Origin of the sequence: uncultured Formosa sp. (genome assembly GCF_947500765.1) — a bacterium.
Lineage (GTDB): Bacteria > Bacteroidota > Bacteroidia > Flavobacteriales > Flavobacteriaceae > Formosa.
In genome coordinates, this window is the sequence record NZ_CANMTH010000001.1 from 282,654 (window position 1) to 295,539 (window position 12,886).

The 12,886-nt window shown below is 32.1% G+C and carries 12 protein-coding genes; 10 read left to right on the forward strand and 2 right to left on the reverse strand.

Translation table 11 applies throughout. The features are described 5' to 3' along the window. Positions 1 to 170: 170 nt before the first annotated feature. Positions 171 to 1,304: an ATP-binding protein gene (locus tag Q1B05_RS01235; RefSeq protein WP_299776713.1), complete on the reverse strand. Its 1,134-nt coding sequence runs from the start codon at positions 1,302 to 1,304 to the stop codon at positions 171 to 173. A 1-nt stretch (position 1,305) separates the two neighbouring features. Continuing rightward, positions 1,306 to 2,058: an SDR family NAD(P)-dependent oxidoreductase gene (locus tag Q1B05_RS01240; protein WP_299776715.1), complete on the reverse strand. Its 753-nt coding sequence runs from the start codon at positions 2,056 to 2,058 to the stop codon at positions 1,306 to 1,308. Positions 2,059 to 2,309: 251 nt separating this feature from the next. Between Q1B05_RS01240 and Q1B05_RS01245 the strand changes: the two genes are divergently transcribed. The 10 genes from Q1B05_RS01245 to Q1B05_RS01290 all read left to right on the forward strand — a co-directional run bounded on the left by Q1B05_RS01245 (position 2,310) and on the right by Q1B05_RS01290 (position 12,742). Then, positions 2,310 to 3,311, forward strand: coding sequence for a MoxR family ATPase (locus tag Q1B05_RS01245; protein ID WP_299776717.1), 1,002 nt, complete (start codon positions 2,310 to 2,312; stop codon positions 3,309 to 3,311). 78 nt (positions 3,312 to 3,389) lie between these two features. Continuing rightward, positions 3,390 to 4,253: a DUF58 domain-containing protein gene (locus Q1B05_RS01250; RefSeq protein WP_299776720.1), complete on the forward strand. Its 864-nt coding sequence runs from the start codon at positions 3,390 to 3,392 to the stop codon at positions 4,251 to 4,253. A 16-nt stretch (positions 4,254 to 4,269) separates the two neighbouring features. After that, a complete protein-coding gene (locus Q1B05_RS01255) occupies positions 4,270 to 5,958 on the forward strand; it encodes a hypothetical protein (protein ID WP_299776722.1) in 1,689 nt (562 codons plus the stop codon). Then, positions 5,958 to 6,962, forward strand: coding sequence for a VWA domain-containing protein (locus Q1B05_RS01260; RefSeq protein ID WP_299776724.1), 1,005 nt, complete (start codon positions 5,958 to 5,960; stop codon positions 6,960 to 6,962). The genes Q1B05_RS01255 and Q1B05_RS01260 overlap by 1 nt, the downstream gene beginning before the upstream one ends. Positions 6,963 to 6,965: 3 nt before the next feature. After that, entirely contained in the window at positions 6,966 to 8,003 is a 1,038-nt protein-coding gene (locus Q1B05_RS01265; protein WP_299776726.1) for a VWA domain-containing protein, read from the forward strand. Then, positions 8,000 to 8,926, forward strand: coding sequence for a tetratricopeptide repeat protein (locus tag Q1B05_RS01270; protein WP_299776728.1), 927 nt, complete (start codon positions 8,000 to 8,002; stop codon positions 8,924 to 8,926). Before Q1B05_RS01265 ends, Q1B05_RS01270 begins: the two co-directional genes overlap by 4 nt. A 25-nt stretch (positions 8,927 to 8,951) precedes the next feature. Then, positions 8,952 to 10,724 carry a BatD family protein gene (locus Q1B05_RS01275; RefSeq protein WP_299776730.1) on the forward strand — a complete coding sequence of 591 codons (1,773 nt, stop codon included), beginning with the start codon at positions 8,952 to 8,954 and terminating at the stop codon, positions 10,722 to 10,724. Position 10,725: 1 nt separating this feature from the next. Further along, a complete protein-coding gene (locus Q1B05_RS01280; protein ID WP_299776732.1) occupies positions 10,726 to 11,478 on the forward strand; it encodes a tetratricopeptide repeat protein in 753 nt (250 codons plus the stop codon). Between the two features lie 28 nt (positions 11,479 to 11,506). Further along, positions 11,507 to 11,803: a hypothetical protein gene (locus Q1B05_RS01285; RefSeq protein WP_299776734.1), complete on the forward strand. Its 297-nt coding sequence runs from the start codon at positions 11,507 to 11,509 to the stop codon at positions 11,801 to 11,803. 312 nt (positions 11,804 to 12,115) lie between these two features. After that, complete coding sequence (locus tag Q1B05_RS01290) at positions 12,116 to 12,742, forward strand: carbonic anhydrase (RefSeq protein WP_299776735.1); 627 nt, start codon at positions 12,116 to 12,118, stop codon at positions 12,740 to 12,742. The last annotated feature ends 144 nt before the right edge of the window (positions 12,743 to 12,886 follow it).

Here is a 12,886-nt window from a genome sequence, read left to right on the forward strand (position 1 = left end):
AATAAAACACCTTATTTCAATGCCAATTAAAACTGGTAGAAATAAAGTGTTTGTATGATAGTTGATTAATAGCTGCACAAATATATTATCTAATTAGCTTGTGTTGCCATAAAATATATGATTGGTATAATAATGTATGTAGTTGGTAGCTATTAGTGTGTGGTTAAATTTTAATTGTATTTTACTTTTCTTAAAATACGTAAAGTTTCTTTGTAAATTAAATAGACTTCTAGTTTGTGAGATTTAAGATAGATTTTTGCTCTGTAAAGTTTATTAAGCGCTTCGGGGAAATTGTTTAAATAACATATTAAATAACTGCCAGGAAGGTTTTTTAAGTCTTCTTCTTCAGTTGGTGTAAGTGTTAATCCTTTTCTTAATTTTTCTATAATTGCATTATTGGAGTTGTAAATATGATGCAAAATTTTTCTATCGTATTGCGGTGGCTCAAATAATAGAGTAGTGTTTATATGGTAGCTTGCATTGTCTTTAAAGCTAATTATAGTTTCTTCTAAAGGATAATAGTTGTAGGAATTTTGAAGGCCTAAGTGTACATATTCAATAATATTGAAAGAGTCTTCTGTTATGGAAATAGAAACTTCATCTAGGGTAGAAAAAAACAAACGCACCTGTTCGTTAATTAATTCAATATCAACCCTAGAGTAATAGATGTTGTTTTTAACTGCTTTTTTTTGTCCAGCCCAACAAACCACAAAATATTCTTTAAAAACAAGATACTTCGGGTTGTAATCTTTTCTGGAGTTTAAGAAATCGAACACGCCGTTTAAAGTGTATTCGATATTGTTTTGTGCATGATTTTCTATAGATTCAACAATCTTAGAATTTACATCTTCAATTTTTATATCAAAGGCCTTGGGCATACTTATACTGCCGTCTCTAAAAAAGACTGCACCACCGTAATATTTCCAAATGTTTTTCCGGAGAGACGTAATTTTATTATTCGCACGTATCGTTACCAATCCAACAACTTTGTGATTAGGTAAATGCGGAAACGGAATGTTTTCGTATTGTACAATTGGTGGATTGGTAAGATAGGCGTTTATTAAATTCTGAATTTTACTATCGTCGAAAAAATCGACTCCAATAATTTCGTTGTCATCATCTTCAACACCAATAACAATAAAGGAGTTGTTTTTTGGATTGCTATTAGAAAGCGCGCAAACATGTTTTAAAAATTTAGCTTTACCTTCTTTTTCGCTAATATTAATTTTACGTTTTTTATCGTAAAAGCTATTCTCGTCATTATGCGCTAATAGATTTTTAATAAGAAGACGCTTATTAATCATATTAATCCTTTTTTAAAATAGTAGAATTAGCCTGAGCGGTTGGAAAAACGAGTAAATCTGCAATATTAACATGATAAGGTCTGCTAATAACAAAGTAAATAATTTCAGCAATATCTTGAGGTTGTAAAGCTTGGTAGCCTTTGTACACTGAATCTGCTTTAGGGTCTCCTTTAAATCTGACTTTAGAAAATTCAGTTTCAACTAAGCCCGGATTAACAGCGCCAACTTTTATACCATAGGGGTTCATATCAATTCGCATGCCTTCAGTTATAGCTAAAACAGCATGCTTACTAGCGCAATATACGTTTCCTTTAGGGTATACTTCTTTTCCTGCAGAAGACCCTATGTTAATAATATGCCCAGATTTACGAGCTATCATTTTGGGTATAATGGCATGGCTAACATACAATACTCCTTTTACATTAATATCCATCATGGCATCCCAATCGTCTGTACTTCCTTCTTGAATAGTATCTAGGCCATGTGCATTTCCAGCGTTATTAATTAAAATATCGATATTAGAAAACTCTTCAGGAAGTGAGTTTATGGCATCTTCGGTAGCTTTCTTATCTCTAACATCAAAATTTAAAGTAAAGACGTCGGTATCTTTTTCTAACGCTTTTTTTATGGTGTCTAAGCGGTCTTGTCTACGTCCGCATAAAACTAACTTAATGTGGTGTTTAGCAAATTCATGAGCGGTAGATCTTCCTATACCGCTTGTGGCACCTGTAATTAATGCTATCTTAGTCTTCATTATGTGATTTGTTTTTTGAATACTTTCGTATAAAAATACTTAATACACATTAAAATTTACTAGTGTGTGCGTTAATTATTGTCTAATTCTTGTGTATTATAATTTGAAAATTCTGTTTTTTGCATAGAATATCTTAATTAATACATAATGTTTAATTTTTAACCAATTATTAACAGCTAAACACGGAAAATTTTAACAATTTGCATGGCATTAAAAATGCTTACTAAATTCGAGTTTTTAAAAAATAGAATATGGAGGATACCAGTACAGTTGATATTAAATCAATCAACGAAAAGATAGAAAGAGAAAGTGCTTTTGTCGATTTACTTACATTAGAAATGAATAAAGTAATCGTTGGACAAAAACATATGGTAGAACGCTTACTTATTGGATTATTAGGTCAAGGACACATACTTTTAGAAGGGGTTCCTGGATTAGCAAAAACATTAGCTATTAATACCCTGTCTAAGGCTATAGATGGTAGTTTTAGCCGTGTGCAATTTACACCAGATTTGTTACCTGCCGATGTGGTAGGGACAATGATTTACAATATAAAAGATAACGATTTCACGATTAAAAAAGGACCGATTTTTGCGAACTTTGTACTTGCAGATGAGATTAACAGAGCACCAGCAAAAGTACAATCTGCGTTATTAGAGGCCATGCAGGAAAAACAAGTTACTATTGGAGATGAAACATTTATCTTAGATAAGCCTTTTTTAGTAATGGCAACACAAAACCCAGTAGAGCAGGAAGGAACATATCCGTTACCAGAAGCTCAAGTCGATCGTTTTATGTTGAAAACCGTTATCGATTATCCTAAATTAGATGAAGAACAACTTATTGTTCGTGCTAATTTAAGAGGAACTTACGAGAAAGTAAATCCAGTAGTTTCAGTAGCTCAAATTTTAAGAGCGCAAGAAGCCGTTCGTGAAGTGTATATGGATGAGAAAATTGAGAAATATATTCTTGATATTATTTTCGCAACTCGTTACCCAGAAAAATATAGATTGTCAGACTTAAAACCTTTAATTTCTTTTGGAGCCTCTCCTCGTGGAAGTATAAACCTTGCAACAGCTGCTAAATGTTATGCGTTTATTAAGCGTCGTGGTTACGTAATTCCAGAAGATGTACGTGCCGTTGTTTACGATGTGTTACGCCACAGAATAGGAATTACTTACGAAGCTGAAGCAGAAAATATTACTTCAGAAGATATTATTAGCAAAATTGTTAATGAAATTGAAGTGCCATAGAATTTTTAATTTAAGAATGAAGAAAGACGGTTTATGTAAACTACTGTAAATCAAAAATTCACTATCGTAAATTGAAGCATGGACACTAAAGAATTACTAAAAAAAGTACGAAAAATTGAGATTAAGACGCGCCGTTTGTCTAATCATATTTTTGGAGGAGAATATCATTCAACCTTCAAAGGTCGTGGTATGACGTTTAGTGAAGTGCGTCAGTATCAATTTGGAGACGATGTTAGAAATATAGATTGGAATGTTACTGCACGTTACAACGAACCTTATATAAAAGTGTTTGAGGAAGAACGTGAGTTAACCATGATGCTTATGGTTGATGTTTCTGGATCTGAAATGTTTGGTACAGAACAGCAGTTTAAAAATGAAGTGGTTACCGAAATAGCTGCAACATTAGCGTTTTCGGCAACACAAAACAATGATAAAATTGGGTTAATTTTATTTTCAGATACAGTAGAGCTTTATATTCCACCTAAAAAAAGTCGTTCTCATGTTTTAAGAATTATTAGAGAACTTATAGAGTTTGAACCTAAAAGTAAAGACACTAATATTGCTGAAGCGTTTAAGTTTCTATCTAGTATTCAAAAGAAACGCGCCATTGTTTTTGTGCTTTCAGATTTTATATCAGAAGATTATAAGCAGACTTTAAAAATCGCAGCTAAACGTCATGATGTTACTGGAATTCGTGTGTATGATAAGCATGAAGAAAGCATCCCTAATTTAGGAATGGTACATATACAAGACGAAGAAACTGGAGAACTTATGTTAGTTAATACATCGTCTAAAGCTGTAAGGGCAAATTACAGTAAATATTATCAAGAAAAAGTAAACTATTATAAAGACAGCTTTGCTAAATCTGGAGCTGGAACTATAGATTGTCGTGTAGACGAAAGTTATGTAAAAAAATTACTTGGCTATTTTAAACGCAGATGATAATCTTAAATAACTTATGAAAATTTTTAAATTCCCAATATTGAATCGTTTTAAGAATAGCTTATGTTTACTAGTTGTATTCAGCTTATTCTCGGGCTATTCTTATGCACAAGATGTAACTTCAGGAATCGATTCTACTTCAGTAAAAGTAGGAGCGCAAATTACATATAAAATTGAAGTTGAGGTAGACTCTACTAAGCTGGTTGTATTTCCAGAAGGACAGACTTTCTCGCCTTTAGAAATGATACATTCATATCCTGTAGATACTACAAAATTAGATGATAAATTCAATTTAATCAAAAAATATGGCCTAACACAGTTCGATTCTGGACATTATACTATTCCTGTTCAAAAAATTGTTATTGGAGATAAAACCTTTCAAACAGATTCTTTAAAAGTAGAGATTAGAGATATTGTTGTAGATTCTACTAAACAAGGACTTTACGATATTAAGCCTTACATACAAGTTGAAAAAATAAATAATAATTGGTGGAAATTACCTCTTTATATCCTTTTAGGGTTACTTATTGTAGGCGGATTATTGTATTGGTTTATCTGGAGAAAAAAACCATTAACAGAAGAAGAAGAAATTGCATTATTACCACCATATGAACGTGCAAAATTAGCGCTACAGAAGTTAGATGAAAGTCAGTTTTTAGTTCAAGAAGAAATCAAAGAATATTATTCAGAGTTAACGCTGGTACTTCGTAAGTATTTAGACGAAAAAGTTTACGACAGAGCTTTAGAAAGTACTACAGACGAATTGATTAGTCGATTAGAATTATTAAGAGAAGGTAATCAAATTGATTTCAGTAAAGCTACAATTAAAAATATTGAAAGTATTTTAAAACGTGCCGATTTAGTAAAATTCGCCAAGTCTGCACCAGATATTGCTTTAGCAGAAATGGATAAGCAAACAATTGCTTCAGAAATAGACCACGTTAAGGAAGTGCTTCCTGAACCAGATGAAGAAGAAAAATTATTAAATCAGCAATATAAAGAGGAGCAAGAGCGTAAAAAGAAACGTAAAAAAATAATTATTTCTGTAGCCGCAGGAATAGGATTACTCGCTTTAATCTTTGCAGGGTTTGCCTTTAAATATGGCTTTAATTATACTAAAGACACACTTTTAGGTCACGATACAAAACAATTGTTAGAAGGGCAATGGGTTACAAGTTCTTACGGCATACCACCTGTTAAAATTACGACACCAGAAGTTTTAATGCGTTTAGAAAGCCCAGTTCCAGACGAACTAAAAGAGAAAATCCAAATTACAAAGTTTGGTTTTGGAACCATGTTAGACGATTTTAGTGTTAATGTTACAACTCAAAAATCTGCTCCTGAACAAAATCAGCAAACGCAACAACAAGGTGGTCAACAACCACAGCAAAATGAGGGTGTCGATTTAAATGAAGCATCAGAACGTGCTATAAAGCAATTCGAACTAAATAAAGTAACAGATATTACTGTAAAACAAGAAGCGTTTACAACTCCAAATGGAGCAAAAGGTTTAAAAACGTTTGGTAACGGACATATTCCAGTAGGCAATTCTGATAATTATGTGTCTGGACATTATATAATGCTCCACTTTACGGGACAAAATGTGTTACAAGAAATTATAATTACATGGAAAAATGATGATGTTTATGCTGAAGAGATGGCAGAACGCATCGTGAATTCCATAGAACTAAATAAAGCAGAATAATGTTTGAGGGTATAGAATTTTTAAACAAAGAAGTATTCTGGTTGCTATTATTGTTACCATTAGCAATTGTATGGTATCTTTTTAAGCAGAACAAGCAAAATGCCGAACTTAAAATGTCTAGCATTAAAGGATTTAAAGTAACTAATTCGTGGTTGCCAAAATTAAAACATCTCCTTTTTGCATTACGTTTATTGGCTTTAGCCTTATTAATAACTGCATTAGCAAGACCAAGAACTGTAGATGTGTCTTCCAGAACCAATACAACTAAGGGTATCGATATTGTTATGGCTATAGATGTTTCGGCAAGTATGTTGGCTAAAGATTTAAAACCAAACCGTTTAGAAGCTTTAAAAGATGTTGCAGCCAAATTTATTAAAGAACGTCCTAACGATAGAATTGGTTTAGTAGAATATGCAGGAGAGAGCTATACTAGAACACCAATTACTAGCGATAAGGGTATTGTTATTCGATCTTTAAACGACATTAAGTATAATAATATTATTGAAGGCGGTACAGCAATTGGAATGGGATTAGCAACTGCCGTAAACAGATTAAAAGATAGTAAAGCCAAGAGTAAAGTTATTATTTTACTTACCGATGGTGTAAATAACTCAGGGTTTATAGATCCTAAAATAGCTAGTGAAATGGCTGTAGAATTTGGTATAAAAACCTACACTATTGGATTAGGTTCTAATGGTATGGCATTATCGCCAATAGGTATTTTACCAAACGGAAGTTTTCAATACGGTCGTGTTCAGGTCGAGATTGATGAAGCTCTTTTAGAAGAAATTGCTAAAGTTACTGGAGGTAAATATTTTAGAGCAACAGATAATAAGAAGTTAGAAGAAATTTACGGAGAAATTAATAAACTGGAAAAAACAGATATAGAAGAATTTAAGTACTATAATTATCAAGAAAAATTCCGTCCATTAGTATTATTGGCAGGTATGTTATTATTACTTGAACTTTTACTTCGATCTACAATATTCAAAAGTTTTATATAATAGATGTTTCAATTAGAAGAAAAAATATGGTTTTGGGCACTCTGTGTCATTCCGGTGATTATCGTCATCTATTCGGTGCTTCAATTATGGAAACACCATACTCAAAAAAAATTCGCAGATAAAGCCCTTTTAAAGCGTTTAAGTCCGAATCGTTCGGTATTTAAATCAGTATTAAAAATAGTGGTTATTTGCTTGGCTTTTGCATCATTAACAATTGCATTGGTTAATCCTAAAGTAGGAACCAAGTTGGAAACCGTTAAGCGAGAAGGTGTAGATATTGTATTTGCTGTCGATGTTTCTAAAAGTATGTTGGCCGAAGATATTGCGCCTAACAGATTAGAAAAAGCAAAACAATTAGTCACGCAAATTATTAATAATTTAGCGAGCGATCGTGTTGGTATTATCGCTTATGCAGGGAAGGCTTTTCCGCAATTGCCAATTACTACAGACTATGCTTCTGCAAAGATGTTCCTTCAGAATATGAATACAGATATGATGTCGTCTCAAGGTACCGCTATAAACGAAGCTATTAATTTGGCTAAAACGTATTATGACGATTCTGAGCAAACCAATCGTGTGCTCATTATTATTTCAGACGGAGAAGACCATAGTGAAGTTGCAGCTAAAGTAGCAGAAGAAGCCTCCGAAGAAGGGATCAGAATTTTTACTATTGGTGTAGGAGATGTAAAAGGTGGTCCAATTCCAGAAAAACGAAATGGCGTTGTTATGAATTATAAAAAAGATAGCAACGGAGAAACTGTTATTACACGTTTAAATGAAGAAACGCTTGAAAATATAGCTAACGAAGCTAATGGTGTGTATATAAACGGAAGACAAACAAGTGAGGTTGTAGATCAGATTCGTGATATTCTTAATGGTATGGATAAAACGGAATTTGAAGCGAAACAATTTGCTGATTTTAAAGATCAATTTCAATGGTTTATAGGTCTTGCAATTTTGTTATTATTTATAGATATTTTCTTACTAGATCGTAAGACAGGATGGTTGAAGAAGTTAAACTTATTTAACGAAAACTTATGATAGAAAGCGCTAAAAAATTAGTAATATTCGGAGACTTTGTAATGTTTGTTATGAAAAGTATAGTATTCATTTTTATCACATTATGCACATTTTCGTCTTTTGCACAGGATGATGATGAGGCTCTTCTTGAATCAAAAAGACAATCGAATAATTTTGTTTTCGAAGGGAATGAGAAAATTCAGGGTGAAGATTATGTTGCTGCCGAGATGGAATATAGAAAAGCCATTTCTGAGCAACAATCTAATGTCTCTGGGATTTATAATTTAGGAACGTCATATTATAAAAAAGGAAATTTCGAAGAGTCTTTATACCGCTTACAAGAAGCTGCTAATAAAGCAACAGACCGCGCAGAGAAGCATAAAGCATTTCATAACATTGGGAATATTTTAATGCAGAATAAAAAATGTAAAGAAGCGGTTGAGGCTTACAAGAACGCATTAAGAAACAATCCTGCCGACGAGGAAACACGTTATAATTTTGGTTTAGCTAAAGAATGTGCTAAAGAGCAAGAAGATCAAAACCAGGATAACAAGGACGATCAAGACCAAAATAAAGATCAGAATCAAGATCAAAACGAAGATCAGAATAAGGACAATAAAGATCAGGATCAGAAAGACCAAGATAAACAAGACGAGGGCGACCAAGATCAGGATAAAAAAGACGAAGGCGATCAAGATAAAGATAAAGGCGATCAGGAAGAAAATGAAGATGGTAAGCCTAAAGATGACAAGCAAGATCAAGGCGAAGGCGATCAAGATAAAAAAGAACAACCACAACAGCCTAAGCCTCAACAAGGGCAAATGTCGCCACAACAAATTAAAAATTTGTTAGAAGCGATGAATAATCAAGAACAGAAAGTTCAAGAAAAGATGAATGCTGAGAAACAAAAAGGTGAACGTATTAAAACCGATAAAGATTGGTAGTTTGTTTTTAGAATGAATTTAAAAAATGAAAAGGATTAAACACATAGTAATAGTTTTAGTTTTGTTAGTTTCAAGCGTAACCTTTGCACAGGTTAAGTTCGAGGCTAAAGTGAGTAAAACTAAGCTGGGTATAAATGAACGATTACGAGTAGATTTTGAGATGAATAAAGATGGCGATAATTTTAATCCGCCAAATTTTTCAAGTTTCACTGTTGTAGGTGGTCCAAATCAATCTGTTAGTAAATCGTGGGTTAACGGTGTCTCTCAATATAAAAAAACGTATTCTTATTTCTTAGCTCCAAAAAGCCAAGGAAGCTTCACGTTAAATCAAGCTACAATAGAAATTGAAGATGAAGTTTATAAAATAACCCCAATAAAAATAACCGTTACCTCTGCGGTGAGTAAACCTAGAGATGGTAATAATGCCGATTTTGTTGCTTCAGAAAACATTCATTTAGTTGCCGAGGTTTCAAAAGCAAATCCATATTTAAACGAGGCAATTACCGTGGTTTACAAGTTGTATGTGTCTACAACTACAGGTGTAAGTCAGTGGCGTGAAATTAACAGTCCGAAGTACAGCGATTTCTGGAGTCAGAATATAGATATTAAAGGGTTAAAAGTTCAGAACGGAACATATGAAGGAGAACCATATCGTTATTTAGTATTACGAAAAACAGTACTGTATCCTCAAAAAACAGGAAAACTTAAAATAGAACCTTTAAGCTTAGATCTTACGGTAGATGTTTTAACGAACAGACGTGATATTTTTGGAGGTCGACTAATGACTCAAGTTCATAAAACGGTTTCTGCCGGAGAGCGTACTATTAATGTAAAACAACTACCAGAAAAAGGGCAGCCAGACGATTTTACAGGAGCTGTAGGTGATTTTGATTTTAAAGTAACTACATCTAAAACAGAATTAGAAGCATCAGAATCTTTAGATTTAAATGTTGAGGTTTCAGGTAATGGAAACTTAAAACTATTCGAATTACCTAAAGTAGTTTTACCAAGTTCTCTTGAGGTGTATGAACCCGAACATAACGAAAATGTAAATACAAATTTAAACGGAATGCAAGGTCGTATATCTGATAGTTATACGGTAGTACCTCAATTTAAAGGTAAATACCCAATACCTAGTATTTCATTTTCTTATTTTGATTTGAAAACAGAATCTTATAAACGTATTTCTTCAGATGAGATTGTTGTAGATGTTACTCAGGGACCAAATAATGTTGCCGTAGGAAGCCAGCCTTCTATTTCAGACCAGAGAAAGCAACCAGTAGTTTTAAACAAAGATCATTTTGCTTTTATTAAAACTAAAGCCAATTTAGAACCTAATTCATCATCTTATTTCTTTAAAACAAAATTGTTTTGGGGCTCTTTATTAATGCCGTTTTTAATGATTCCGTTAGCTATGGTATTCAGAAAACGTAAGGCAGTTAGAGATGCCGATGTTACAGGAAATAAAATACGAAAAGCAGATAAGCTAGCGAAGAAATATTTAAGTGAAGCCAAAAAAGCATTAGGTAAAAAAGAAGCTTTTTATGTAGCCTTAGAAAAAGCATTACACAACTACTTAAAAGCAAAATTAAATATTGAAACTGGTGAGTTAAGTAAAGACAGAATACAAGAATTATTAAAAAATAAACAAGTGGAATCTGGTGTGATTTCAGAATTTGCATCTTTATTAGAAAGTTGTGAATTGGCACGTTATACACCATCAACACAAGTTACTATGCAACAGGATTTTGATAAGGCAGCAAGTACTATTTCGTTAATTGATAAACAAATACGTTAAAATGAAAGCAGTTTTATATATACTAATGGTTTTGTTAAGCAGTTTAACTTTTGCTCAAGATAATAATGCTATTTTCGAGCAAGCGAATACACTTTATAACAACGGTAAATATGCAGAAGCGATAGATAAATATCAAGCTATTTTAGATAATGGTATGCATTCTAGCGAGTTATTTTTTAACTTAGGTAACGCACATTATAAGTTAAACCACGTTGGTCTTAGTGTGTATTATTTTGAAAAAGCATTACAATTAGCACCTAATGATACTGATATAAAAAATAACATAGCTTACGCAAGAAACATGACTATAGATGCTATAGATGTTGTTCCTGAAGTCGGAATTTCTAAACTCTTAAAGAATGTTACTGGCATATTAAGTTTTGATGGTTGGGCTATAATAACAGTGGTGCTATTTATTGTATTTGTTGTTTTGTTTATTAGTTATTATTTTTCAGAATACACTGCAAAAAAAAGATTAGCATTTTCAACAAGTTTAATTGTTTTGTTTACAGGATGTTTGACTCTGTTTTTTGCTTTTCACGATTATAATTTAACTCAAAAAGATAATCCTGCTATAATTTTTGCTCAAGAAAGTCAAGTTAAAAGCGAGCCTAATTTAAGTAGTCAAGAAGCTTTTATTTTACACGAAGGAACCAAAGTACAAGTTTTAGATACCGTAAACAATTGGAAGAAAATAAAATTGTCTGATGGTAAAACTGGTTGGATTTCTAGCTCGGATATTAAAGTTTTATAACTACTTTTACATTATTACTCAATAATTAATGCCTAAAACGATAACATCCTTATTTCTTTCTGTGATTTTTGTGCTGTTTATTTCAGCTCCAACACTTATAACCATGCTTAAAAAAAATGCAGATGTTTCTATGTTTTTTAGTTTAGCAGAGGAAGAAAATAGTAAGGAAAATGTTAAGTTAATAAGTTTTGAACTAAACGCGCATAATGATATAAATTATGTTTTTGGTCTTTTGGAAACCGATAATTCCTTTAATTTTTATTTAAACACTTATTCTCAATTAGACTTAGAGAATGTTTCTCCACCACCCGAATATATTGCCTAACCATTTTAGTTTTGTCTAAAATAATTTATATGTGCTTTAATATTTTAAACTTAAAAGCAGTTACTTTTAATGTATTTTTAAGATATAAAGTCATCTAATGGTTCTACTTTTATAAGAAGAGAATATATACAAGACAATGTGTTAGAATATTCAGAAATCATACTATTAATAAAAGGGATAAATCATCCAAAATAAAAGTGGAACATATTTCATTGTTCCTTATTTATCATCAACTAAACACATGTATAGTAAGCTATAGTTATGTTTAAGTTGGAATAGAAAACAATATAAAAAACAGTTAAAATCTAGATTATGATATTAAAAAACGTTTTTAAGAATAACGAAAAGTGGGTAAAAGATAAATTAGCAACTGATGAAAATTATTTTGAAAATTTACGCGAAGGACAAGCTCCAGAATTTTTATATATAGGCTGTTCAGATAGCCGTGTAGATGCAGAAGGATTAATGGGCTTAGAGTTAGGACAAGCTTTTGTACATAGGAATATTGCTAATATGGTGCCTAATACCGACTTAAATGTGATGTCTGTTGTAGATTATGCAGTAGATCATTTAAAAGTAAGTCATGTGGTGGTTTGTGGACATTACGGATGTGGAGGTGTACATGCTGCAATGCAATCTGCAGATTTAGGTTTGTTAAATCCATGGTTGAGAAATATTAGAGATGTGTACCGTATTCATGCAGATGAGTTGAATGCGATTAAGGATGAAGAAAAGAGATATGACAGATTAATTGAATTAAACGTTCAAGAGCAATGTGTTAACTTAATAAAAACATCTGCAGTTCAAAAAGCTATACGTTCAAGAGGGCTTGTTGTTCATGGATGGATTTTCGATATGCATACAGGTAAATTAATCGATTTAAAAATTGATTTTGAAGCGATATTAGAAAACATCATGCAAATTTATCACTTAGATTAAACATCTACATCATAATAAATAGTACAATGGTCACTTTTAACGAGTGGCCTTTTTTTTAACTTAGAATTTAGTTTTCTTACTTTAATATTTGCTACTATTCATATTATACATTATCCTCAAGTAAGAATTTAAACGACATTAAGA